This is a genomic window from Bacteroidota bacterium (assembly GCA_016213405.1).
Lineage (GTDB): Bacteria > Bacteroidota > Bacteroidia > Palsa-948 > Palsa-948 > Palsa-948.
In genome coordinates, this window is record JACRAM010000066.1 from 1 (window position 1) to 26,522 (window position 26,522).

The 26,522-nt window shown below is 39.8% G+C and carries 23 protein-coding genes; 2 read left to right on the top strand and 21 right to left on the bottom strand.

Annotation, left to right across the window (positions count from 1 at the left end; all coding sequences use genetic code 11):
* Window positions 1-202: 202 nt before the first annotated feature.
* From HY841_07630 to HY841_07700, 15 genes are all read right to left on the bottom strand, one after another.
* Complete coding sequence (locus tag HY841_07630; protein ID MBI4930616.1) at window positions 203-1,450, bottom strand: hypothetical protein; 1,248 nt, start codon at window positions 1,448-1,450, stop codon at window positions 203-205.
* A gap of 231 nt (window positions 1,451-1,681) precedes the next feature.
* Window positions 1,682-2,386, bottom strand: coding sequence for a Crp/Fnr family transcriptional regulator (locus tag HY841_07635; GenBank protein ID MBI4930617.1), 705 nt, complete (start codon window positions 2,384-2,386; stop codon window positions 1,682-1,684).
* A 99-nt stretch (window positions 2,387-2,485) separates the two neighbouring features.
* Window positions 2,486-3,400 carry a DUF4249 domain-containing protein gene (locus HY841_07640; protein MBI4930618.1) on the bottom strand — a complete coding sequence of 305 codons (915 nt, stop codon included), beginning with the start codon at window positions 3,398-3,400 and terminating at the stop codon, window positions 2,486-2,488.
* A 492-nt stretch (window positions 3,401-3,892) separates the two neighbouring features.
* Window positions 3,893-4,270 carry a cytochrome c gene (locus HY841_07645; GenBank protein ID MBI4930619.1) on the bottom strand — a complete coding sequence of 126 codons (378 nt, stop codon included), beginning with the start codon at window positions 4,268-4,270 and terminating at the stop codon, window positions 3,893-3,895.
* Between the two features lie 121 nt (window positions 4,271-4,391).
* Window positions 4,392-5,339 (bottom strand): hypothetical protein, encoded by a 948-nt coding sequence (locus HY841_07650; protein ID MBI4930620.1) that lies wholly within the window; start codon window positions 5,337-5,339, stop codon window positions 4,392-4,394.
* A complete protein-coding gene (nrfD, locus tag HY841_07655; protein MBI4930621.1) occupies window positions 5,336-6,661 on the bottom strand; it encodes a polysulfide reductase NrfD in 1,326 nt (441 codons plus the stop codon). Before nrfD ends, HY841_07650 begins: the two co-directional genes overlap by 4 nt.
* Window positions 6,662-6,987: 326 nt before the next feature.
* Window positions 6,988-7,938, bottom strand: a complete 951-nt coding sequence (locus tag HY841_07660; GenBank protein ID MBI4930622.1) for a 4Fe-4S dicluster domain-containing protein — start codon at window positions 7,936-7,938, stop codon at window positions 6,988-6,990.
* A gap of 21 nt (window positions 7,939-7,959) precedes the next feature.
* Entirely contained in the window at window positions 7,960-8,817 is an 858-nt protein-coding gene (locus tag HY841_07665; GenBank protein MBI4930623.1) for a T9SS type A sorting domain-containing protein, read from the bottom strand.
* A gap of 182 nt (window positions 8,818-8,999) precedes the next feature.
* Window positions 9,000-9,917 (bottom strand): hypothetical protein, encoded by a 918-nt coding sequence (locus tag HY841_07670; GenBank protein ID MBI4930624.1) that lies wholly within the window; start codon window positions 9,915-9,917, stop codon window positions 9,000-9,002.
* A 39-nt stretch (window positions 9,918-9,956) separates the two neighbouring features.
* Window positions 9,957-10,394 (bottom strand): hypothetical protein, encoded by a 438-nt coding sequence (locus tag HY841_07675; protein MBI4930625.1) that lies wholly within the window; start codon window positions 10,392-10,394, stop codon window positions 9,957-9,959.
* Window positions 10,395-10,600: 206 nt separating this feature from the next.
* Complete coding sequence (locus tag HY841_07680) at window positions 10,601-11,299, bottom strand: Crp/Fnr family transcriptional regulator (GenBank protein MBI4930626.1); 699 nt, start codon at window positions 11,297-11,299, stop codon at window positions 10,601-10,603.
* A 120-nt stretch (window positions 11,300-11,419) separates the two neighbouring features.
* Window positions 11,420-12,376: a hypothetical protein gene (locus HY841_07685; GenBank protein MBI4930627.1), complete on the bottom strand. Its 957-nt coding sequence runs from the start codon at window positions 12,374-12,376 to the stop codon at window positions 11,420-11,422.
* A 7-nt stretch (window positions 12,377-12,383) separates the two neighbouring features.
* The gene (locus tag HY841_07690; GenBank protein MBI4930628.1) at window positions 12,384-12,932 is read right to left on the bottom strand and encodes a YceI family protein; all 549 of its coding nucleotides are present in this window, start codon (window positions 12,930-12,932) and stop codon (window positions 12,384-12,386) included.
* 22 nt (window positions 12,933-12,954) lie between these two features.
* A complete protein-coding gene (locus HY841_07695; GenBank protein MBI4930629.1) occupies window positions 12,955-13,329 on the bottom strand; it encodes a hypothetical protein in 375 nt (124 codons plus the stop codon).
* A gap of 18 nt (window positions 13,330-13,347) precedes the next feature.
* Window positions 13,348-13,722: a hypothetical protein gene (locus HY841_07700; protein MBI4930630.1), complete on the bottom strand. Its 375-nt coding sequence runs from the start codon at window positions 13,720-13,722 to the stop codon at window positions 13,348-13,350.
* An 89-nt stretch (window positions 13,723-13,811) separates the two neighbouring features.
* Here HY841_07700 and HY841_07705 point away from each other — a divergent pair, with 89 nt between their 5' ends.
* Window positions 13,812-15,014, top strand: a complete 1,203-nt coding sequence (locus HY841_07705; GenBank protein MBI4930631.1) for an acyl-CoA dehydrogenase family protein — start codon at window positions 13,812-13,814, stop codon at window positions 15,012-15,014.
* A gap of 53 nt (window positions 15,015-15,067) precedes the next feature.
* Window positions 15,068-17,170 (top strand): tetratricopeptide repeat protein, encoded by a 2,103-nt coding sequence (locus HY841_07710; protein ID MBI4930632.1) that lies wholly within the window; start codon window positions 15,068-15,070, stop codon window positions 17,168-17,170.
* On the opposite strand, the gene HY841_07715 is transcribed toward HY841_07710, so the two are convergent.
* From HY841_07715 to HY841_07740, 6 genes are all read right to left on the bottom strand, one after another.
* Window positions 17,167-17,541, bottom strand: a complete 375-nt coding sequence (locus HY841_07715; GenBank protein ID MBI4930633.1) for a DUF1987 domain-containing protein — start codon at window positions 17,539-17,541, stop codon at window positions 17,167-17,169. The genes HY841_07710 and HY841_07715 overlap by 4 nt on opposite strands.
* 12 nt (window positions 17,542-17,553) lie before the next feature.
* Window positions 17,554-18,192 (bottom strand): tetratricopeptide repeat protein, encoded by a 639-nt coding sequence (locus tag HY841_07720; GenBank protein ID MBI4930634.1) that lies wholly within the window; start codon window positions 18,190-18,192, stop codon window positions 17,554-17,556.
* 21 nt (window positions 18,193-18,213) lie between these two features.
* Window positions 18,214-18,579, bottom strand: coding sequence for a DUF3127 domain-containing protein (locus tag HY841_07725; GenBank protein MBI4930635.1), 366 nt, complete (start codon window positions 18,577-18,579; stop codon window positions 18,214-18,216).
* Window positions 18,580-18,612: 33 nt separating this feature from the next.
* On the bottom strand, window positions 18,613-19,476 hold the full coding sequence (locus HY841_07730; GenBank protein ID MBI4930636.1) for a flavin reductase family protein: 864 nt from the start codon (window positions 19,474-19,476) through the stop codon (window positions 18,613-18,615).
* Between the two features lie 96 nt (window positions 19,477-19,572).
* Complete coding sequence (locus tag HY841_07735; GenBank protein ID MBI4930637.1) at window positions 19,573-20,898, bottom strand: T9SS type A sorting domain-containing protein; 1,326 nt, start codon at window positions 20,896-20,898, stop codon at window positions 19,573-19,575.
* 10 nt (window positions 20,899-20,908) lie between these two features.
* Window positions 20,909-26,455, bottom strand: a complete 5,547-nt coding sequence (locus HY841_07740) for a PKD domain-containing protein (protein MBI4930638.1) — start codon at window positions 26,453-26,455, stop codon at window positions 20,909-20,911.
* Between the last annotated feature and the right edge of the window lie 67 nt (window positions 26,456-26,522).

The following is a 26,522-nucleotide window of genomic DNA, read 5'->3' on the forward strand; positions in this document are numbered from 1 at the left end:
TTATCACTTGCTTTTGCCTTCGGCTTCCTCCGCACAATGCCTCGCAACATTGCACTTGCTTTCAGCTAACACTTCGCGTTATCAACGTGTGTTCGGGACTTGCACCCTATAGTAAAAGAACATGGATGGCGCACAAAAAAAATGCCTCCCGGAAATCGGGAAGCATTTTTTTGAGTTGTTCAGAAATACTCTGACAATCAGATTAGAAAACCTGATTATTAGCGCCTTTCAACTGAACGTGCGGAGTCACATGCATAACATTGCCTATGCTTGTTGTTTTAACATAGTAGTCGGAACGATTGAAATCAAACTGTCCTTCAAACACTGCATACTTGTTAAATGTTGTATGTGTGGCATTCCATGCTGTATTTACTCCCTGGAATTCAAAGTACATATCAATCTGCTTAGTGATTTTTTGACTCCATGGTCCTGCATACTGCGGACTTTTTCCGTTCCAGCTAACCGTATCGGCCGAGCAAGGAGTAATGCGTGGCGGTTCAATTTCACCTGCTGCGCTTTTGTAAAAGGCAGTCATGAAGCCATGAGCAAGATAACCTTTACCGTATTTTACAACAGAGCCACCAGGAGCATAATACCATGCTGTGTCAGTTTTTGGAACTGCTCTTACAGTAGTTCTTGTACTGCCTGATGTATCCACCTGTAATGTTTTGGGCACGCAACCGCCATACAAACTGTCTCTTACTGCTTCAAAGGTGGTAAGGTGAGAAAGCAACACATATCCTTTGATAGTATCATTTTGAGGATTGGCTTCATCAAAATAAAAGTTGGTAAGTCCCCATCCATATTCCGGTAAATTGTTTCCATACGTTGTAAAACCTCCCTGCAAAGTTGTTCCGTTCACTCCTCCATCATAACCCGCACCTGAATATTCTGTCCACCACTCGCATTTGCTGTGCGATTCAAACGGAACATATGCTTTTGTTCCCATGCTTCCGTTGGTATCTGCTTTGATGATGGTAAGAATTCGTGTTCCGGTTGGCGCCTCAGTAAGCAGGTCAAGGTTTTTAGTAACATTTGACGAACCCATGGTTATTGCATAAGAAGCATCAGTGGCATCCGTAAGAAAATTAATTCCGTTAATAGGTTTATAATTTACGTTATTCGTATTATAGGTAGCAAATAAAAAGTAAGTATTAGGAAGCAGATAAGGCAATGAATAATTACCTGATGCATCTGCATAAGCAGTAGCCACCGGAGAACCGGTCTTTGAAGAGCCTAAATAAAGAGAAACCACTGATCCGGGAGCAGCTACCATGGTTCCTGTATAATCCGGATATTTGCAGATACCGGAAATTGATTTGCCTTTTAGTGTGTCGTGCACCTGCACTACCACGATAATAGTATCTTTCTTACATTTTGAAAGAGTAAAAATAAATCCGAACACTGCGACTGCAGCGAAGGAGGTCAGTGTAATTCTAAGTGTTTTCATAATATTGAGTTGTTAATTATTGGTTGTTTAGTTTTTTTTATTTATTAATTGTATTTCTCTTGCTCTACAAAACAAAAGTGAGAATTTATGGAAGGACAGACAATGACTTCGATTAGTTCAAAATATGCGATTTCGCAAAGTGGGAGGAAGACCATCTCTTCCTTCCCGAAGGGAAGTAGAAAGTAATACAAATCCTCCCCAATGGGGAGGATTTAGGAGGGGCTTGAAGTTTCATGTATACTGCATAAAATGCTTGCTGATAATTTTTTTTAATCCTTCTTTTTTTAATATCGCTATTTTTCTTCCGCGTTTCGCAATAAATCCTTCCTTTTCAAATTCGGTCAATTGCCTGGAAACCTGCTCGACATTCGTTCCTGCTGAACTTGCAATGTCTTCACGGGTGAGGGGAACATCCAATTCTTTTTCTTGATTCAAACCAAAGTTCTCAAATAACAGCAATAAGGCCTCCGCAATTTTTTCTCTAAGGTTCATGTGAGCAATATTCTTCATTCTGATTTCAATTTTCCTCAGTTCACGGGAATAAAACATCATCAATCCGGTAGAAAATTTCGGGTTAGCCATAAACATTTCATTCAGTATTTCATTTAAGACGAAACAAATAAGGGAGCTTTCCATAGCTTCAGCATTGATCGGATATTTCTCATATCCTAATCCTCTGTGACCGAGTATATGCCCGTCATTGGCAAAACGAACAATTTGCTGCCTTCCATCTAAGCCCGTAGAGAATACTTTCACCTTCCCTTGTTGAATGAAATAAATACCGAGAACAGGTTCCCCCTCACTGATGATTTTTTGATTTTGTTTATAAAAAACCTGGCTCTTGCTCAAACTTATTTGATGAATCCATTCCGGAGAACAATACATCTTGATAAAACAATTAGTATTTGCACACAACTCGCAACTTGTTTTTTGCATAAGTTAAAAATAAATAGTGTTTTTATTATTTAACTACTTTATACTTTTGTCAAAAATAATAAAAGATTCTCAACTTCGTGGATGATTTATCTTAAGTAACTATTTACACACCACCGTATCCAGCGCGGTTCCGTATCCGCACCATACTCCAAGCGCTTCTTTTTGAGGATAGATATTTGAGAGAACTGAAGCAGGAGCGGCAAACGGATTTCCCTCACTATTCGTAACCACTTCCATACTTCTGAAAAATTGATAAGAAGGATTATCAATGGCACAGAATTTTACAACAATGGTATCGCCTTTATTATAATACCCATATGATAAATTCAAGCTTTGTCCATTGATAAACTTATCGTCAAAAGCAGCACCGAAAGGCGGCAGGAAGGTAGGATCTTTGCCAATTTTTTTTGCCATCCAGCGATATGTATTTCCTTCTGCTGCAGGTTCTGTAAGATGTGACCAGATGAACCCGAGCGTGTCGTCTTTATCAAGTCGCCACCATAAACTATCGAGCGGAACAGGAGGAAGAATTGAAGTGGAAGAAGTATATGTTTTTCCTTCTGCAACTATTGAAAGTGAGTATGTTTTTCCAACTTGTCCGAAAACAGAAGGATCGAACGTAGAGTAGATGCAATAATTTATGTTCTTCAGCAGCAAGGTGTCTACCCCGGTAAATTCTGCCATGATTGCGAGTAAAGAATCCGGCAGTGACTTGGAACAAAATTCGGTGAGCGTAATTGTTTTGGTTCCGTTTGAAACTTTTATTACTGCATCATGAATAAACATATTCTGAATGTTGTTCTGATCCTGATGACCAAAATATGCCATGTTGTGAGCGAGAATGACATAGGGTGGAAACCCCGGCTCAATGCGCCCGTCAACAACAATTTTATTTTTCAGAGGGGGAAGGTCTATCGTAATTTCTTTTTGGCAGGAAGAGAAGAAGAAAGGAATAAGGTATGAGGAAATAAGATATAAGCAATATGGATATAGTGAATATGTGATTTTTTTCATCGGTTAAAATAAATCATTTAATCTGAAACAGCCATAACTTATTTCAGAGTTTTAAATAGCATAAAAAATCCCCTGATTTCTCAGAGGATTTTTTCATTAGTTACCGATTATTTTTCTCTACTTCTGTCTCTTCTTTTATTTTTACGACCTCATCACTTATTGCTTTATCAAGAGCTGCTTTTAACTGAAGAAGTTCTGTTGCATCAAAATGATTTTTAGTATCACTTTGGTCATTTCCTTTACTGGCTTTTGCTATTTCAAAACTTCTTACTGTAACATCTCCGCCTTCTCCTTTCCTTTTATTTTCCCAAACGATAATTTTTGCAGAACCTATCTGGTAGGTTGTTATTAACTTTTGTGTTTGCTTTTGTTGCCCTGTTTTTGTCGTGTCTGTTTTAGCGGGAACTGTTACAGCTGTTCCCGTTTTAGTTGTTTCCGTCTTTGCAGTATCTGTGCCCGTTGTGCTTTTTTTCGGTTGTGATTGTATCGGTTCTACTTTTTTTTTGCATCATCTGCCAAGGTACGAATATAATTTACGATTGTCCAGATATCATCATCTTCAGGAAGTTTTTTCTTGAATGAGGGCATGTCATCCCTTCCTTCTTTTACTTTGAAAAAAACTTCTCCATCAGTTTGATCTTTTAAATCAACCGAAAGATCACCGCATGATGTTTCCAGTTCTTTTGATTTAGGCCCATCGCCCAATCCTTTAACTCCATGGCAGGATTTGCAATGCTTTGCGTACAAAGCTTTTCCGGAAGCAAGGGTTGCATCATCCGATTTCACCGTGCTCTTCATTGCTTTGGATTTTTCAGGAACCACCCATGGTTTTTTCTTTTTGTCATCCTGGGTATTGTTTACAAACGACATGCTGATCATGCCGGCAAAAACAAAAAGCATGATGCTCGCTGCGATAAATTTGTTTTTTGATGTTGTTTTCATAAATTGTTTTTTAAAGTGTTACTGTTAGTGATTGATTTGTATTTTGTTTTTACTGAGTTTGCTTGCCTAGTTTTTTAATTTTAACGAGTTGGAAAATAAGATAAAAAAGTGTTCCCCATATTACCGCGATGATTGAGCAACAGGCAATAACCAATGGAATAGGCGCATTTCCTGCTGTTGACCAAAGCGTGCGCCCCATTGCTTCATTCATTTTTGGCAGCACATTCCATTCCACTTTCTTGGTGCTCTCCACCGTGCCGTACGTTTCATGATCGATTACGCTGGCAACAATGGTTATTGTTCCATCGGGATTACCAGGAATATCCAGAGGAAGTTCGGCTGACAGTTCTCCTTTACCGTCTGTTACAGCGCCTTCTTCTCCGATGGGAAACAAACTGAACGTCCGTTTGATGGATAGTTTCAGTTCTGCTTCGGGCACCGGCACAAAGGCACTGTCTTTCCATTCATATAGAATAGCAGAGGTGGTTTTAATGGAATCTTCACCGGAATATTTAATTTCAATTTTTGCATCTGAAATAGTAATTTCTTCTTCAGCGTCATCATAAACGGGGTCAGATTCTATTTTGGCAATGAAGGTAAACTCATGCAACGCGGAAGTGAGTTTATTAAATTTTTCGGGAAACTCAAACACGCCTTCTCCATCTTCGTTGAGCATTAAACTGCCTATCAAACCTGTGCCGTCAGCAGGATCGCTTTTTTTTACTTCGTTAAGATAAAGAGTTACGGGGGATTTTAAATCTTCAACGGAAATGAGTTTTTTATTTTCTTTACGAGAAACCTGCACCTTCACGGTTTTTATTCCATCGGATATTTTACTGCTTACATTCATAATGACCGATAGTTTTGAGGATTCTTCCTTTTTGTCCTGAGACATTGCTTTGTTATTCATCAGCACAAACACACTGACAAATAGCAAAACCAATGCCAAATAAAAATGCGATATGAACCGCCCCTGAAATGTTATACTGTTTTTCATTCTTTTTCGTTTAAGTGTTTGTAAATGGTATCGTGAGGAATTCCTCTTTCTTCAGCCACTTCCCAAATAGAAATGATAGGGAAAAAACGGACAAAAGCGGTAATGATTAATAAAGCTCCAGCGAGTGAACCCAGCGTGATGGACCATTCCTCCCACGTTGGAAGATAATGACTCCATGCTTCCGGTGTTTCCTGCATCGGTAAAAACGGATGTTCCATGGTGGGAATAACAATCAGAAAACGTTTGAACCATGCAGCAACAATTACCATCAGCGCTATGACGAACATAGGAAAAGGGCGCCTTCCTTTTTTAAACAAGAGAACGATCATCGGAATTATCATTCCACAAATCTGCACTAACCAAAACATGGGAGCAAAATTGCCTGAAAACAAAGATTGAAGATGATGTGCTTCTTCGCCTTTCATCTTATAGGCGGGAATAAGATATTCGTTGATGGAGAAATATAAATATACCATTGCAAGAAGTACCAGAAGTTTTCCCATCCTGTCGAAATGCTTGTCCGTGATGTATTGATCGTAATTTTTATAAAACCTTCTGAAAACATACATGCCTGCGATTACTCCTCCGGCTCCAACCAGAAATGCACCTGAAACAAAGTAAGCGCCAAAGTTGGTGCTGTCCCATCCCGGTCGATAGGTAGTGGCAAACAACCAGGAAGTAACAGTGTGAATGCTGAGAGCGACAGGAATAATCAGCACCGATAAAATGGAGACTGCTTTTTTTACAATGGTATATTGTTCGGGTTTGTTTTTCCATCCTATAGCCATAAACTTATACATCCATTTCTGCCATTTGGGAATATTGGTCAGCCGATCGCGGCAAAAAGCAATTCCAGGCAATAACGGAAAATAAAGAAGTAGCAAGCTAATTGTCATGTACGTCATTACCACAATCACATCCCACATAATGGGAGACTGGATTCTTCCGTAGATGAACATATTAAGTACTCTGTCAGGACGACCCATGTCCACGATGATGATCAACCCGGCAAAAACGATAGCCGCTACAGCAATGATTTCAGAAATCCGTGTCAAAGGCGCCCGCCAGTTTACATTGAGCAGGTAAAGAACAGCTGTGACCAATGAACCCACCAGACTTATTGCAACAAAGAAAACAAAGTTGGATATATATATTCCCCATGAAACATAATCCCTCATGCCGGTGATACCTAATCCATGCCGCAACTGCTTGATGTAACAATACAGTCCGATGACAATAACAATGCAGAGGAAACATGTCCAGACAGTTCCTCTGATGCCAAACTTTTGTGGCAGCAGGTCTTCATTATATTTATGAAGCATCTGAACTGCTTCTGCTTCGTTTGCTGGTTTTTTTATGTCTTCCATAGATTTATAATCTTGAAATTTCGTGCATTTACCTTAGCTTTAAACTTCGATAACTAATCGTTTAACCTCTTAACCTAATCCATTAACTCGCCAATCCAATCGTTTAATCTCTTAATCTAATCCATTAGCTCACCAATCCAATCGTTTAACCTCTTAACCTAATCCATTAACTCGCCAATCCAATCGTTTAACATCTTAACCTAATCCATTAGCTCACCAACCTAATCGTTTAGGTTATGGAGTTGGATATATGTTGTTTCATATTCTTTTATCACAGGGTATTATTCCTTTTTCGCCTCTCCTTCCAACTCTGGCTCTCGGTCTTTAAACGGGAACAAGCGGTTAGCCGGAGGAAGATAATAAACACTGGGTTCTGTTCCAAGCGATTCAAATAACCTGCTGCCTGCTTTATCTTTTATTAGCTGGCTGAACCTGAGTGTTTCATCCCCGTTGGTAACAACATCTTCATTGAAATCACCAAAGTAAAACACACCGTTCGGACAAGCTGTAACGCAATGAGGTAATTTTCCCTGCCTGAGCATATCGGGGCAGAAATCGCATTTATCCGGTGTTCCTTTTTTCCCCGGCACACTTGTTTCGGGGGAATAAGTTGTTTCAGAATCTTTGGCTGAAAATTTAGGTTCTTCCCAGTTAAATACTCTGGCGGAATAGGGACAGGCAGCCATGCAGAATCTGCAGCCGATGCAACGTTCATTGTCTATCAGTACAATACCATCGCTTCTTTTGTAAGTAGCATCCACAGGACAAACTTTTACGCAAGGCGGTTTGTCGCAATGCATACAAGGTTTGGGCATCCAGTAGGGAGCTGTGCTTTCAGATTCCTGCATCTTTAACACTTTAAGCCATTTGCTTTGGTCGGAAAAATGATGGTGCTTCTGGCAGGACTTTTCGCATTTGAGTGCGTCTTTGCAGCGCGAAAGGTCAATCACCATCACATACTTTTTGTTGGGGATGCCTGTCCTTGCTTCTTTGGGGGATACACAACATGAAGCGGATTTTTTGATGTGTGCAGAATCTACCTCTACTAGTTGACCGTCTGTAGTAAGCACTTTTACTTTTTCACCGGAATCTTTTTCCTCTGAAAAAGCTTTTTGCAGTCCTGCACCGGCTACTGTAAACCCTGCTGCAAGAACACCTAACTTCAAAAAATCACGCCTGCCAGTTTCCTCTCCGCCTTTTTTTTCTTTATTGTCTTCAGATTTTTTTTCCATACGGTAAGTATTATTTTTTTATCACTCAATAATTATTTTTCTCAGTGATGAAGAGTTTTCATCTTTTATTTTCAGAAAATAAACTCCTTTGGAATAAGAAGAAACATTAAACGTTTTATTGATGTCGCCCTTCATTCCGTTTGCAGAAATCAGGCTAGCAACTTTATTTCCATTAATGTCCATCAAATCAACCGTAACAGAAGACGCTTCTTTTAATGTAAAGTGCACGTTCACATAATCAGAAGCAGGGTTTGGAGAAACAGAGAAGTTGAAGTTTGAAGCTGAACCTTCTGCAATGCCTACAAAACCTTCACAAACAACCAGTGTATCCCGGTAAACATGGTCTCCGCTTGTACCTCCGCTATTGTCAGCAGCAAGACCGGTTGTATAAAAAGTAACGCAACCAAGACCTGTTGCAGGGGCTGTCCAGTTGAATGAAAATGTTTGTGTGTTGGGTCCAACATTTCCGTTTCCGGTATGAACCACATTATTGCGAACATTTGCATTAACCGTTTTGGTTAGTATTTGCGTTAAAGTTGCATTAGTAATTGCTAACGTGCCTCCATTTGCACCTGAAGCAATTAATGCTTCAAAGTCAAATCCAAATAAAGCATTATTGGGAGCAACGCTTTCTGCAACCGTTACATCAACAGTGTACGTTGATCCTGCGATGTATCCATTGGTTAGTGAAGGTGTTGTTGCAATGGAAACAGAACCGGGACCTCCGTTTAACGCAGTGCCTGTATGACAGCCAGTGATGCAAGTGTTTTCACCGGGAGAACCTGTTTTTCCGGCCTTGCCTCCACTGCTTAAAATGTCAAAGGACATGGCGCCAATCGCAATAATTCCTGCTAATGTGAGAGTAGTTGTTTTTTTCATAATAGTTGTTTTTAGGTTAGGTTAGTGTTAGTGTTAGTGTTAGTGTTAGTGTTTAATAATCTTGTTTTCTATACAAATGTGCAAGTAAGAGAATTGCAGTGCTATGATATTTATCAGTATGGATTTTTTTATTTTTTACAAATTATTTATTAATGATTCTGCTGCTTTAAATTTATTTAAAATTAAAAGTTCCAAAGCCGGGTTATATTAAAACTGATGGCAACTTCTTTTTTGGTGAAATCATTTTTATTATAGGCAACATCCCGCTGGTTCATAATGGATTGGTAAGGAGAAAGAAATATCTGGAATGCATGTGAGCCGGTGGACCACTCAACGCCTAAAGCCAGATTCGGCTTAATATCTTTTGCCGGTGTGAGCGGGTGATCATAAGCAAACAGAACGGACATGGTAGCTGTTGTCTTTACGCGCCCGGCTAAACTTACTGCCAGATTATCATGTTTCAGATCCTGAATGCCTCCATTTGTTGTATCGTTATTAATTAAATTAAAATGAGAAAAAGAAGCACCTACTTGCAGTGAAAGCCAATCGTTGAATTTTCTTCCGATGATTAACTGGTTGAAATAAGAAAAACGGCTGGCATCTTTATTGAATTTTCTGTCTACTATACTGTCTTTCCCACTAATATCCTTGATGGTCCAATTAATTTGGTTTTTCGTTCCTTCAATTACCATATTGCCATAATAGGTAACAAAAACCGGAATGCTGCCTGAACGGGTCTGCTGTAATATACTCCACTTGAGGTTTAAATCATTCATCATTGCCGCTTTTGTAATACCACCTCCAACTTGCAGATTCTTTATAGGAGTAAAAGTTACACCCAAACGAATATTGGATGGCGCATACATGCCAAGCATGTCGTCAAAGCCGTTCTCAATCGTACCAAAACGATGGTTAATGTCAAACTCCAGCGTTTTTGCAAAAGGAACAATCATGCTCTGGTTGTTCATCAGCCAGTTGCTTTCAAATGCATCTTTCACCGGCTTATTATCTTTTCCGGGTTTTTCTGTTGCGGTGCTGTCCTGCGCTACGGTTGTTCCTGCCCAGAGAAGAGAGAGCAGAAGAAATATTTTTGATTTCATATATATAATGTAATTAATCGTTATGGTTAAATTGTTGCATTAGTTATTTTTTGCTCCGTCTTGAATCCATTTTAAAACTTTTGCTTGATAGTCAGCAGAAAGAGCACTTGCGCCCACAGGCATTTGATCGTCAGGGGTTGTTAAGTGAATCCTTCTATAGAAAACACTATTAGTTGGGTTAACTGTATCACAATAAGCAGGACCGCCAGCTGATGATGATTGTATTGTACCCGTTTTTAGAGCTGTGTATGCAATACTTGGCGTAGATAAATCCGGTGGATTTACTCCTGCATTGTGACAACTGGAGCCAAGGCAACCGCTAGTGGTTGCTGCGAATGCTGGTGCAATATCAAGCGAATAACTTACTGAAGTTGGAGGTGGAGTGGGCGGTTGCTTTTGCACATATTCTTTTTGGCAGGAACCAAGCACCATTGCTCCGATTATCAGCAGGTGATGAAGTTTTATTTTTATATTCATAATGTATGGTTTTAAAACTTTGATTTTTTTCCTACATAACGCAACAAATGTGTGTGGCTTTGTTTGTATAGCAAATGACATCGGTCATACGAATAGTTGTTTTTTATCAATCTTTTGAATTTCAAATAAAGCGAAATATGGGAGAAAAAAAGGTGGCAGGAAATTCGCTGCACTGTTACCTGTCATACGCTTCGCCACTAAAATAACTATCTGTACATTTCAATCATCTCCTGCAATTTTTTTTCGTTAGTGATTCTTATCTTGCGGACATCTTTAGCGATGAGTTTTTTTTCTTCCAATTCCGTTAAAGAACGAACCACTTCCTCTGCGCTGGTGCCGGACAATGCGGCAATATCCTTCCTGCGGATATTTACGTTGAGCACATTCTTCAACGTATATCCAAAAATTTCTTTTAAGTAAAGCAGAGCGAAAACAACTCTTTCATGCACTGTCATCTGAGCCATGTACTTTATTCTGTTTTCCACTCCTCTCAGTTCCTGCGAATAAAACATCATCAGTTTGAAAGTAAGAGTAGGGTTTTTCATAAATGCTTCATAGAGGGTATTGTTGTCTATGAAACAAATGATGGAGTCATCCATAGCGGTTGCACCAATTGGATAGGACTCTGCCCCATAGCCCCTGTGCCCGAGAATGTGTCCGTCAGACGCCAGGCGCACTATTTGTTCTTTCCCTTTCGCATCGCTTGCCGTTACTTTTACTTTTCCGTTTTTAATAAAATACAATCCGAATATTGGATGACCTTCGGTTAGTATTTGCTGTCCTTTATGGTAAAAGGATTCTGATTTTTTTTCGCCAATCAGTTGAACCCATTCGGGCGAACAAAACCTGATAAAACAATTTACATTCGGGCATTGTTCGCAGGAAGTATTTTGAGGATGTGTCATAATTATTTACGAATGATTTAAAAACTGTTTGCGGCAAAGAAAAACATATTTCTCAATAACAAGAATGATTTTCGTTAGGTATTTACACACACCACCCTGCTTGCTCTGTCTGCCAGCGTTTTATTTTTTCAGCAAAGTAAATGTCCTCGAAATATTAAAGCCGAATTTATAGCCACCTTTGTTCCACGAATCCGGAGAATTTGGAATCATATAATTTTCTGTGATGCCGGCAGCGTTGGTGTAATTGATATGAAATACATGTCCACCTGTTTCGATTTCAATTCCTACTGCAAGTGGATTGTAATAAGGGTTAACCGTATTTTTCTTTCTGTAATCCGACTTCACATAAAAATAATCCGCGAGAACGGAAACACTTCGGCTCACTTTCAAACGTATTCCTGCTCCAACGGCAAATAAATCATTCTCATCTATAGCTCCATTAAATGGATTTTCGCTGGCAAGAACATAATTACGATGCGTATAAGAAGGAGTAATTGCTACGGAAAGCCATGAGGCAAACTTGCGCGCAAAAATTAACTGGGTGGTATAAACCATTTTGTGCGCGAATTTTTTATTGTCTTCACTCCATGCAGAATCTGCTCCTGAATACAATTGGCTTGTAGACATAGGTGTAAGTGATGCAATGGTGTAAGCACAAATAGTAAGAGGAATTTTATTATCAATCGACTGCTCAAGAAATCTCCATTTCAGAGAGCCATCGAGGTTTTCATTTTTTTTGTTTCTCGCAACTCCTGCCTGAACGTTTTTTGTGATACCATAGTCAAAAGAAAACCGCACATCTGAAATAGCATCCCATCCGTAAAACGTGTGAACTCCTCCGTTGCTGGCACTACCCATATTTCCAAAGCGGTGCGTGATGCGAAAGTCGAGCGCTCCCTTACCGACAGTTTGCGGAGTCTGCATACTGATTACCTTGGTGGTTTTAAATGTGGCAGTAACCTTATAGACATCTTTGTCTTTTACACCCAGTGTATCGAGCATTTTCAATAAATCATCCTGTGCCTTCAAAACAGTAAACAGTAAACAGTAAACAGTAAACAGTAAAATTCTTTTCATATAAAATCTATTTCGTTTTGAATTCTGTTAATATTAATTTAATAGTAACCTCCACAATTTCTGCAATGTTTTGCGCAACAAGTGTAGGGATTTCGATATTGTGTTCTTTAAGAGCTACCATAAATTTGCTGTCAATGGTTATTTCTTCACCTTTAATAGTAAGCGTACCTTGTATAGTGCGTTCTTTTTCCACACCGTGCAAGTTGAGTTTTCCGCCAACTGTCACTTTATAAACTCCTTCCTTCATATAATCAATTGTGTCATTAATTTTCCCCGTAAACGTTGCGTATGGATATTTATCGCTCTCCATATATTTTTCATTGAAATGCTCTTGCATCAGCTTTTTCTCGAAATCAAATCCTTTGATGGTGACTTTTATGGCTATCTCGTTCTTTGCAGAATTCAGAATAACCTGTGCTGATTTGCTTGTAGCAGCAATGTCTTCAATGGGACCATCGGAGAAAAAACTTACCTCACAGGTTTTGCCAATATAAATCTGTGCATGAGAAGATACATAGAAAAAAGTGGTTGCAAGCAAAAGAAGTATTGTTTTCATAGTGATGTTTTTTTTTCGTATTTCATTTAGAAACATTTATGGTTCCAGTCATTCCCGGAAGATGATAGATACATTCATAATTATACACTCCATCAATTTGCAAAATATAAATAAGAGAATCGGAAGAAGATTGTATCGGGTCTATACCAAAAATAACACCGGAAGGAACCGAAGTGGATGTTACCGAATGAAAACCGCTTTGCCAGCGCCATACAATCGTGTCGCCAACCTTAGCATCAACGCTGGAAGGGAAAAACATATTTCCGCTTGCGCCAACCATAATTACTACTTTTCCTTTTGATACACGAGGCAGTGCCCCCTTATCTTTCACGCATGAATTTAAAAAAACTACTCCGGCAAATAAGAATAAAATGAATAATGTTGTTCCTTTTACCATAAAACTGTTTTGGCAAAGTTAATTATTTGGCGCTCCATCTTTCAACCAGCAATCTATTTTCTGCCGCATCAGTTTCGGTAACATTCCGGATGGCGGCATAAAAGACGGATCACCGTACATCACACGTTTGCGAAGCGAATGGTCATCGGCTCTCGCTTTAACAGCATTGTAAGTGGTGTATTCGCGTGAAGAACCCGCACCATGGCAACTGGCACTGGTGGCGCAATAGGTTTGTATGATTGGCAGAATATCTGTAGAGTATTTTATATTTAAACTGTCGCATATTCTATAATCTGTTATGGAAACAAATCCTTTATCTTTTTTACATGAATAATAACATACCAGCGCTGCAACTAATAAAAATACAACTCGCCAAACAGATTTTTTTTTCATACTACAATGGTTTGCAAAGATAGAAACTAATTATACAAATTTCGTTCCCTGCATATTGAAAGAGCATTTTTTCTATTTTAGCACCCGTTATGGCAGCAGACCTTTTTCAAGCATCCGATTATTTTCTCGTTGATGAATTGCTCAGCGATGAACATAAATTAGTGCGCGACACCACACGCGCTTTCGTTAAAAAAGAAATTTCTCCCATCATTGAAGAATGTGCTCAGCGTGCTGAGTTCCCGAAACAAGTGATAAAAGGACTTGCGGAAATCGGTGCATTCGGTCCGTTCATTCCTCATGAATACGGAGGAGCGGGATTGGATTATATGTCTTACGGGCTCATGATGCAGGAACTGGAGCGGGGCGATTCGGGAATTCGCTCAACAGCTTCTGTTCAGGGTTCGCTGGTGATGTTTCCCATTTATGCGTTCGGCAGTGAAGTGCAAAAGAAAAAATATTTACCCAAACTCGCCAGTGGAGAATGGATGGGATGTTTCGGGTTGACAGAACCCGACCATGGTTCCAATCCAAATGGAATGATTACCAACTTCAAAGACCCCGATGGGAAAGACGGGGCAGGCAAAGGCGACCATGTGATTCTGAATGGAGCAAAAATGTGGATTTCAAATTCTCCTTTTGCAGATGTTGCTGTTGTATGGGCGAAAAATGAGCAGGGAGAAATTCAAGGATTGATTGTGGAGCGCGGCATGAAAGGATTCACCACTCCTGAAACTCATAACAAATGGTCGCTTCGTGCAAGCGCAACCGGAGAATTGGTTTTTGATAATGTAAAAGTTCCGAAAGAAAATATTCTGCCGGGCGTGAAGGGTTTGAAAGGACCTCTCAACTGCCTTAACTCCGCGCGCTATGGAATTGCGTGGGGAGCCATTGGCGCAGCGATGGATTGCTATGATTCTGCTTTAAGATATTCTAAAGAAAGAATTCAGTTTGGAAAACCAATTGCATCGTTCCAATTAACTCAGAAGAAATTGGCAGAGATGATTACCGAAATCACCAAAGCGCAATTGCTCTGCTGGAGATTAGGAACTTTGAAAAATGAAAATAAGGCAACGCCACAGCAGATCTCTATGGCGAAAAGAAATAACGTGAACATGGCATTACAAATTGCGCGCGAAGCACGGCAGATTCATGGAGCGATGGGCATCACAGGAGAATATCCCATCATGCGCCACATGATGAATCTGGAATCCGTCATCACTTACGAAGGCACGCATGATATTCATTTGCTCATTACGGGCTATGATATTACGGGGATAAATGCGTTTGAGTGATTTTTTCTTTTCCTGCTTTTATCTACCTTTGCCTTTAATAAAATCATTTCATAATGAGATATTTTTTCTCTCTGTTTATTTTTCTTTTTACTATTTCTTTTTCCTTTTCACAAGAAAACGAAATTGATTCGCTTAATCTATTACTGAAAAATGCCAAACACGATACCACTAAACTGCGTTTACTGGTTGATTTAAGTGAAAAATGTGAACTCACTGACATTTTAAAATATGCACAGTCTGCAGCAGAACTGGCAGATGTCATTCTTAACGAAACGGAGAATCTTTCCGTTCAGCAGAAAGTAAAAAAACTAAAAGCTCAGGCAATTAACAACATCGGCTACAATTACAATATTCAGGGCGATAGTCACAAGGCGCTGGAGTATTATCAGAAAGGTCTGCGGATACAAGAGGAAACCAATGACAAAACTGGCGCAGCCCTCTCGCTGAACAACATGGCTTCGATTTATAATAGCCAGGGTGAAATTTCAAAATCGCTGGAGTATCATCTTAAAAGTTTAAAAATAAGTGAAGATATCAACGACAAAAAAGGCATTTCCATCTCACTGAACAACATCGGCAATAATTATAGAAATCAAGGGGACACTCCCAAGGCGCTGGAATATTATAAGAAAAGTTTAAAAATAAGAGAAGAAATAAAAGACAAGCAAGGCATTGCTCTCCTGATGAATAATATCGGAACAATTTACATCAGTCAGGGCGACAATAAAAAGGCGCTGGAATGTTTCCTGAAGAGTTTAAAAATTAATGAAGAGGCAAATGATAAACAAGGAATTGCCTACACGCTGAAAAATATAGGCCACAATTATAATAATCAAGGAGACTTTTCTAAGGCGCTGGAATACTATCAGAAAAGTCTGGACATAAGTGAAAAAATTAAAGACGTAGAAGGCGTTGTCATATCGCTGAACAGCATCGGAAGCATGTATCTCAAACAAAAAAAACATTCCCTTGCCCTTGATTATGCTAACCGTTCCATGTCAATGGCAAAAGAACTGGGCTTCCCTGTTCGCCTGCGCAATGCGGCAGAATTGCTCTATAAAATTTATCGCCAGCAAAATAAATGGCAGGACGCTCTTGCCATGCACGAACTTTTTGTACAGATGCGCGACAGTATTTTTAATCAGGAGACTCAGAAATCCACTTTCAAGCAACAGGCAAAATATGAATATGAAAAACAACAAGCCATTTCAGAAGCAGAACACCAAAAAGAACTGGCTATAGCTGCGGAAGAAAAAAAACGTCAGCAGATTATTACTTACTCAATCGGCTTTGGTTTGCTGATGGTAGTTTTGTTTTCTATTTTTATTTTTACTCGCCTGCGGATTACGCACAGGCAAAAGCAAATCATCGAACAGCAGAAAAAAATTGTTGACCAGAAAAACAAGCACATCACCGACAGCATTAATTACGCCAAGCGGATACAGGATTCCATTCTTCCATCAAAAGAAGAATTATCAAACTGTTTTTCAGGTTACTTCATTTTTTTTCAACCCAGAGAAATTGTGAGCGGTGATTTTTACTGGCTGTCTAATCAAAACGGAAAAACCATTCTTGCTGTTGCCGACTGCACAGGACATGGAGTTCCTGGCGCGTTCATGAGTATGATAGGGAATACTTTATTGAATGAAATTGTGAATGAAAAAAGAATCTTTCAGCCAGCCGAAATTTTAAATCACCTGAACGAGGGAATTGTACACGCTCTTCATCAGGAATCCCGTTCGCAGGATGATGGAATGGATATTTCTGTTTGCCTTTTTGATAATGAGAAAAACAAAATCACTTTTGCGGGAGCCAATCATTCGATGTATGTTGTGCAGAATAATTCCATCGAAGAGATTAAAGGTGATATCTTTTCTATCGGAAGCATGTTCGGAAAGAAAAACTTTTCTTTCACTCAACAGGAAATCGCTCTGCTGAAAAATTCTTCAGTTTATTTTTCGACAGATGGTTTCGCTGACCAGGTGGGGGGAAAGAGTGGAAAGAAATTTCTCGTAAAACAAATGCAGGAACTCCTTGTAAACATTTCTTCACTCAACATAAAAGAGCAGGAAGAAAAAATTAAAAATGCGTTTGAAGAATGGAAAGGAAACTATTCGCAGTTAGATGACGTGCTGGTTGCAGGAATAAAAATTTAATGCGAAACAAATTCAAACGGCACCGTGCTCATCTTTGAAAACCGCTCGCCCGAAGAGAGCATATCCGTATCCTCGCTGTCATAATGCCAATGAATTTTCACTTTGCTTTTCTGAGCAACATCTTCCAGCGAGGAAATTAATCTGAATATCTGCTTTGCCGAAGCTGTATTATAGTATTGAAACCTGAAGTGAAATTCCGTTTGCGCGTTAGGAGCTTTTTCATATTGATTCAGCCATTCGAGAACAGGCGTGTAAAAAGCAATGGCATCTTCGGGGTGCGACCAGCCGGAAATTTCAAGAACATTCTTCGAACTGTCTAAAGTAACAGCGGGAGTGATGTCGTCTTCTGCTTCTATGATCAGGGGATTCATGTTGCTTCTTAATTACTTACAATTCTTTTTGATGGTATCATAAATTTTAAAATAGCCCAGCTCACCCGCTTTACTCCAGTCAGAACAAGCTCCTTTTTTATCTCCTGCCTGAAGTTTTGCAGACCCTCTCTGTGCATATGCCTGATAATCTTTGGGATTGATTTTTATCACTTCCGAAAAATCAACTGCAGCTGATTTATAATCTTTCAGGTTCAGGTAGGACAGCCCCCGGTTAAAGTATGCGTCAGCATAATTCTTATCCAACTCTATCGCTTTCGAAAAATCTTCTATTGAACCAAGAAAGTCTTCAAACTTCGCCTTGAGTTTACCCCTTCCTTTATATGCCTTTGGGTTTTTCGGATTCAGCTCTATCGACTTATTGTAATTCTCCATCGCTTTCTTGTTTTCATTCTGGAGAGCAGAAACTTCCGCTAAATAAAAAAACGCTTCTGGATTTTTCGGATTGAGTTCAACTGCTTTATTCAATTCAACTTCCGCGCCTTCAAAATTGCCTTCGTTAAATTGTGTTATGCCGCTTTTCAGAGAGCCGGCTGAATCAAGTATCTGAGAAATGACGAATGATGAATTACAAATGAAGAATAATGCAGCGAGAATAAATTTGCCTTTTGTATTGAACTCGTACTTCGTCATTCGTAATTCGTAATTCGTAATTTAAAACGGCAGATCATCATCAGGAGTTGGCACCAGTGTTTCATTATTGAAACTTGGCTCTGAAACATTTTCTGCTGAAGAATTATTTTTTGATTTTTCAATCTTGAAAACATCCAGCGAGTTGAAAAATTTAGTTTCTCCCTGCGGGTTTTTCCATTCTCTTCCTTTCAATCCAAAGTGAACGGTGATTTCGTCTCCCACATTTGCATTTTCAATGAGCGAGCATCTGTCCTGTGTAAGCTGAAATAAAATAGTTTGCGGGTAGCTTGCAGCATTATCCGTGAGAACAAATTCTCTTTTTCTGAACCGGTCGGAAACTTTTTGTTCGTTTCCTTTTACTTTGATGGTGCCTGTGTAGGTAAGCATGAGTATTGAGTATTGAGATGTGAGTATTGAGATTTAATTGTCAAGTGAAAGTAATGTTTTCCATCCATCTTCTACCCGCCCTTCATCCAAAAGTTTTTTGGCGATGAAATGAATTTCTTTTTCCGAAGATATGTTTTTTAGGTGTTCGTTTTTATACGATATAATTTCTTCTTTGTTCGGCATTTTTTCAACATTCCCCAATTGCCCGAGATTATTCCCTGTGAGCACGGTGCTGTTTCGGATTTTTTCAGGCAGCGCTTCCACGCCCATTCCCATTCCGGCAGGTTTTATCACTTCAAACAACGCATTGCCCGATGCGCGCACATACCAGTGGGCGCCTAGTCTTCCAACCAAATCAAGTTTTTGCTGGTCAATAAATTCTTTTTCATTCAGCACAGATTCGCTCACATGAATGAGAACCACTTCGCATACCACCAGATTTCCGGCACCGGCATTTTTTCCAAGTTCAATCACTTCTTTCACCTTACATTCCATCTGCACGGGCGATTCTTTCACGCGGGGCGGTTTCACCTGTTCGGACTTGATCATTGTGAATCCGGCTTTCACAAATTCATTTACCCCTTTTGGAAACTCGCTGCTTGAAAGAGATGTTTGATGAACCATATCATACGTCACCACATTAATCACCGCTTCCGGCACTTCCATCACATTGTCGTGCGTGTGTTTGGTGGTATTTGTTCTTCCGCTTCGCGCAGGGGAAAAAACCACCACCGGAGGATTGGTGCTGAACGCATTAAAAAAACTGAAAGGGCTGAGATTTACATTTCCGTTTTTATCCACCGTGCTTACAAACGCAACAGGGCGCGGTGCAATGGCATGAACCAAATATGCCTGCAAGGCAGGAACAGAAATTTCTTTGGGATGAATGGTAAGCATTGGTAAAAAAGCAGGAACGAAAATAAGAAAAAAGCATTGTGCTTTTTCGACATTTGAAAAAAGAAAACCATGAAAAATAAGGCGGACTCCTGCTGGCTACTGTATCACCACTTTTTGAACGTTACAACATCTTCCTTCAGAAGTAGTAACCTCCACCAAAAACAATCCCTTGCCGAAACCAGAAACATCCACCTCAATTCTTTTCTCAAACTTTTTCTCTGCAACTTTTTGTCCGAGTGGGTTGGTAATACGTGCAATAAAGTTTTTGTTCTCTTCTGTTTCTATAGTGATGTTGTTTTTGGCGGGGTTGGGAAAAACTTTGAATTTGATTTGCCCCGTTATTTCATTCACCCCTGAATTAGGGCAAAGATTCCCTGACCATTTTACAATATGGCGGGCAGGTATTGTCGCTACCGTATCAAAATATCCTCCTATATAAAGTTCTCCATTGTAAACTTCCATTGACTTAACTGTGCTGTTGGGACCCGGTATTATTGCGCACCAATAAGTGCCATCCCATGTTGCTAAAATTGTATCTGTATTAGAACCGGTAGTCCAAAATCCACCAACTACCAGTTTATTTTGATACATTGCCATTCCGTTAGCACCATTAGTAATTCCCATGCCCGGAGCAGATAAATTAATGCCATCCCATTTTGCAACAGACCAGCAGGGAATTCCAGCCACATCGGTAATTCCCCCCCCCATGTATAGCACATCATTTATTGAATCTACCACAAGGGAAGAAACCTGACCTCCTATTTTTCCACCTGTGGAATCCCATTTCGTTCCATTCCATCTTACGAGGTTGTAATAATTATTTGGCCCCCCGGGCAATCCAAGCATTCCTCCGACATATAATTCTCCTTTGTATACCGTCATGCAATATACGTCTTCATTATTGGGGAACCCTGTTCCAACATTTTTCCATTGTGTTCCATCCCAGCGTGCAATGCTTGCTGCATTTACACCTCCCATGTTTTGGAATTTGCCTCCCACATATAACTCTCCGTTATAAACAGCCATAGCATTGATCTCCCAAATGTCATTAGGACCTCCTGCTCCCACGCATGACCAACTTGTGTCATTCCATTTAGCAATGTTGAAGGAACAGGGTATTTGTGGTGGTGGTCCCAATGATTGTCCACCTCCTGCAAATAATTCATTATTATAAACCGCTAATGAAAATGGACTTCCATTATTGTCAAATCCAGATCCAAGGGAATCTATATTTGTTCCATCATAAGAGCAAATACCACCATAATTATATCCCCACATATCCAGTGTTATATACAATTTTCCATTCCATTCCTGAAAATCATAAATGGGATAGCCAACGGATCCGCTGCCGATTGCGGACCACTGGGCAAAAGAGGTAAAAGGTAATAGGTAACAGGTAAGAATTATAGTTATCTTTTTCATTTCACTTGCTTTATTTATTATTGATTAACACCATTTTTTTATTCTGTACCCTTATTCCGTCCATTTCCATACTATAATAATAAACTCCGCTTGCCCAGTTTTCTGTTTTCACTTCTATAAAGTTAAAGCCCTCTTTCAATAAATAAGTGTTTAGCAATGTGCCTTTCACATCATATATTTTTATGTACCCACCGCTGTTCCCGGGTAAATTGTACGGGATAATAGTGAGATTTGAAAAAGGATTAGGATAATTTTCTCCGAGATAAGAATCTGATTCGACAACATTATGCACTGCTTCTGCCGATGAAGAAATTCCTTGTTCGCGGAAAGAAGAAGGACAGGTTTCGTTAAAAACCAATTGCAGAATGGAACAGGCATTAGCGCGTGCAAGAGAAGCGGACATGCCTGCAATGTTTCTCACCAATTGCTCCTGTGCAGAATCCATATCAAACACGGATAAACTATCCATCTCCAGTTCAAGAAGCATTCGGTGCAAATCAATAAATGCCTGTTCTTCGGGTATGGAAGCAGTCATGCTGTTTAATTTGGTTTCCGCTTCAGTTAACATTCCCTCATTTAAGTAAGTTGCAACAAGAGTTTGGTCTGCATCCAGTGTATGTTCGGCTTCAAGCAGAGTAATTGCAGTATTTGCTGAATCTGCCTGAACGTAATAAGAAACTAAATCATTCAATGCCAACTGGCGCTGGTTATCGGATGAAGCAAGTTCGCGGCTGATGGCAGTAAGTGTGCGAAACGCCTGACTTCCCTGTGCGTCTTTTATCTGTTTTGAAATCCCTGATGGCATTGAGGCAAGTTTTGCCAGCAAGGCAGGGCGCACATCATCCGATACCGGAGAATTGGGAATAATTACCTCCTTGAAAATTCCGTGTGCAGTATTTTTTCGGTTAATGAAAGCAATAAGCACCTGATCTGATAGGAAAGAATTATTCAGCAGCATATTTTTCAAATTTCCATCGGAAGTGTTTCCGCTGATGGCTGAAAGCAATTGGGCTGTCTGACCTTTATCAAGATTAGCAAACACATTAGTAAATTCAAGTTGCAAACTGCTGATGCGATTGGACAAATTACTCAACTGTGCAATGCGACAGGCGGGATTGCCAGAGCATGGGTCATTGCAGGAAGTTTGAGTATGTGTAAACGGCTGGGGGCTTACACTAATTAATGCAGGGCTGTTTGTTACATCCGGCTCAATACAAAGCCCGCATCCTGGAACAGTAGAATTAATATGCCTGTAATAAATAAATGAATTAGTGACAGAACCGATTTGTTTTTTAGGTATAGACGCTCCTAAATCAAATATGTTTCCTGCCGGATCATAGGCAGATAAAACAGGAAGATAGCCCTGATTGGCAAGCAGACTATTTATGCTGTTGCTCCAATTAATAAGATAATTTGCAGATACAGGATTATTAAATTTATTGCAGCGAATCTGTAACTTGGAATTATTCTGATTAAGATTGATGCTCGTCTGGCACTCGGTAAAAATATTTCCGGTTTGCTCCCATCCAATCAGAGATCCTCCTCCCTGCCACGAATGATCTGCATTTATGCCCACCTGCCAGCGGAAAAAATCATTGTCCAAAACCTTGTAATTAGAAGCCGCAGCCATTGTAAGAGCATAGAGATTCATGGCTTGAGAGGAAAAATTTGAAGGGTCGTGAAACTTATTCCTTTTTATCTGGTCATATTTACCTGCATGCATCTCTACTGCAGCGCCAATAATATCATTAAATGTATTGCTTTGTATCAGGTTACCAAAAAATCCTGAATTGTAATAAAATCCACGAATACAAAAAACCAGATTTGTAAAGGAATTGCCGTTACCAGGAATATTTTTTTTAATCTCGCTTTGCGCGTCATATAGTAGTATTCCGTCTCCGGCAGTATTGAAAGTATTATCCCAGAACTTTACATTTTTTACTCCCCACAGGTATCCAAACCATGGGGTGCGTCCAATTGAATTTGCAGGGGCATAATAAGGATTATTTACGTTTGGATAAAAGGGGTTGGAAATAGAATAATTATACCTTGGATCAATTAAAGTACCACCAGTAAAAGAACATTGCTTAATTAAACTGCTATTTAATTTGTTATAAGGAAGAAAGTGAACGCTTTCAGCATTTTTATTAAACACACTTTGATTAGCGATAATTATTCCACCGCTGCGGGTAATATCCCAAGGACTTTTTTTGCAAAGAGTATTCTGAAACGGGAAACAAATTCTTGTTTTTCCAAGCAGCACACCTATATGCGCGTTTTCTATTGTTGCTCCTGCATTCATAGTAATTTTTCCTTGTCCTAAAGAATTAGAACTATTATTTGTTGGCACACCCCATACTTCTACACCTTGCCACATCACGGGACAAGGTATGGAAGTTAATTTTGAATTTGTCTGCAAGACAAGTTGCGCTCCATTGATTGAGGTGCTGCCATTCTCAATAATTATTTTCCCCATCGGACCGAATTGTATGATAACTCCGGGTTTTACCGTAAGTGTAGCAGGCGCTTTTACAATTACCGGAGCAGCAATTACTAAATTACTTGCCCATACTGTATTTGAAGTATAAGTAACTGTAGTAGTAAAACCGGGAGTGTAATTTGTATTCGTTGTGTTTGCACAGCAATCAGGACCGATATAAATTACTTGCTGTATGGATGTTGTTCCACATGCATTTGTTGCAGTGAGAATGACAGGATAAAATCCCGGAGAGGAATAAGTATGTGAAGGATTTTTCTGAGAAGATATATTATTAGCACCAGATGCTGGGTCTCCGAAATTCCATTGCCAGCCGGTTGCTAATGAGCCAGTGAAAGTAAAACTAACGGGACTTGTTACACATAAATTAACTGCTAAAGGAGAAAAATTAAAATTAACAACAGGAGGTAAATTGTTTGAGCCAATAGTTGTATTTGCTGTTTTCGTACAACCAGCCGCATCTGTAACGGTTACAATATAAGATGAACCTGCACAGAGTCCAATTACTGTTGGTCCAGTTTGTACAGGAACTGTATTCCAAGAAAATGTAAATGGTGCAGTGCCACCACTTGTTACACTTGCTGTTGCTGTTCCATCGCAAAAACCTGCACAAGAAGCATTAGAACTAGTAATACCAATTGTAAAACAACCACCATTGTATTCCCAAAAATCGTTTTTGCTACCACTATAACCCCACCCAGTTCCAATATATCCTTTATTCCCTATAGAAAATCCTGATGCATCTAGTCGAGGTACTCCACCAAAATTTGCCTTTTGTATCCATACATTTATTGAAGGGTCATATTCCCAGAAATCGTTTGTATAAATATTATCATTATACCCCGCTCCAATGTAGCCTTTATTGCATACTGGAATCGAAAAACCAATTGCACCTTGTCTATTACCACCACCAAAATTTGCTTTTTGTGTCCAGACATTTGTTGAAGGGTTATATTCCCAGAAATCGTCATAACCCGGAGCAGTCGGATACGTGTTGTGAGGTGTACCTGTTCCTATATATCCTTTTGCTCCTATCGAAAAGCCAACAGAAGCCCATCGTGCTGTTCCACCAAAATTTGCTTTTTGTGTCCAAGTATTTGTTGAAGGGTCATATTCCCAAAAATCGTTTTTTATAGCTAGTTGACCAGCTCCCGTTCCAATATACCCTTTATTGCCTATTGAAAATCCTACTGCCTTAAATCTTCCATCTCCACCAAAATTTGCTTTTTGTGTCCATGTATTTGTTGAAGGATCATATTCCCAGAAGTCGTTATTAAAACTAGTACTAGCATCCCATCCCGTTCCAATATACCCTTTGTTACCTATGGAAAATCCTACAGCAGCCAATCTTCCTGTTCCACCAAAATTTGCTTTCTGAGTCCATGTATCAGTTACCTGATCCCATTCCCAGAAATCATTATAATATGTAAGTGTACTCCACAAGGATCCCGTCCCGATATATCCTTTATTGCCAATTGAAAAACCAACAGCATAACTCCTGACACTAGCACCAAAATTTGCTTTTTGTGTCCAGTTATCACAAGCGGAATTCGCTTTGATGGATGAATTGGGGAGGTTTTGAGTACAAATAGAAACAACTGAAAAGTTTGTTGAAAATGATTCGAGTTTTATGTAATATGTATTGCCAATAGCAAGACCTTCTCCAAATAACTCTAAAATATTATCTGTTGTGAAAATAATATAATCACTGGCTATTTGAAAAGAACTAACACAGTCATTGTATAAAAATGCCTTTTGTATATGCGAGCTAACTGATAATGTAATAGAAATTTTCACAAACTGTGAATCCGCCACAAACCTAAACCACATCACGCTGTCGCTCATCGTAATATTATTTGCGCAAGTATCGCTACTCCCCAAATCCACCGCATTTGCGCAGGAAGAGCCGGTAGGAGTACAAAGCCCAATAACCTGCACGGGAGTAGTTCTGTCAGTAGTTGTTCCATCGCCTAATTGACCATAAAAATTCCATCCCCAAGCCCACATCGTGCCGTCATTTTTCAAGGCGGCAGAATGAAGCCATCCTGCTGCAATGGCAGCAATGCCTGTGAGCCCGCTCACTTGCACAGGAGTGGTTCTGTTAGTGGTAGTGCCATCGCCTAATTGACCATTGCTGTTTCTTCCCCAAGTCCATATCGTTCCGTCATTTTTCAGAGCAAGCGAATGATAATCACCGCCATTAACGGCAGCAACTCCTGTGAGCCCGCTCACTTGCACAGGAGTGGTTCTGTTAATGGCAGTGCCATCGCCTAATTGACCTTCCAAATTATATCCCCATGCCCAAACGGTGCCGTCAGTTTGCAGGGCAAGAGAAAAATAACCTCCGCCTTTAACAGAGGTGACGCCTGTGAGCCCGCTCACCTGCACCGGAATATTACTATTAGTGGTGGTGCCATCACCTAATGCGCCATAGGTGTTCCTTCCCCATGCCCAAACAGTTCCATCATTTTTCAAGGCAAGAGAATGATACGCTTCCGTTGATATTGCAATGATTCCTGTAAGCCCGCTTACCTGCACCGGAGTAAGCCTGTCTGTGTTAGTGCCATCGCCTAACGCCCCGTCTCCATTATATCCCCACGCCCAAACGGTGCCGTCATTTTTCAGCGCCATAGAATGATATCCTCCACCTGCAACAGCGGGTGCAACAGCGGATGCAATAAAGCTGATGCCTGTGAGTCCGATTACCTGTACAGGAGTAGTTCTATCGGTGGTAGTGCCATCTCCTAATTGACCATATGCGTTCCATCCCCAAGCCCATACCGTGCCGTTATTTTTCAGGGCGAGTGATTGTTGAAATCCTGTTTCAATGGAAGTAATTCCTGTAAGTCCGCTCACCTGCACCGGAATATTACTATTAGTTGTAGTACCATCGCCTAACTGACCGCTTCCATTATATCCCCATGCCATAACTGTTCCATCGCTGCATAACTTCATGGAGTGAACATCGCCTGCTGCAATTTTTTGTGCAAATGAATAAACCGGCAGCAGGGTAATTGCAACGAAAATTTCTGCGATGACTAAATAGTAGATTCTTTTCATGGCGGTAAGAATTGGTTTTTAGAAAAGAAGAAAGCAATGTGTCGGTTGATACGTTGATGTTAAAGAA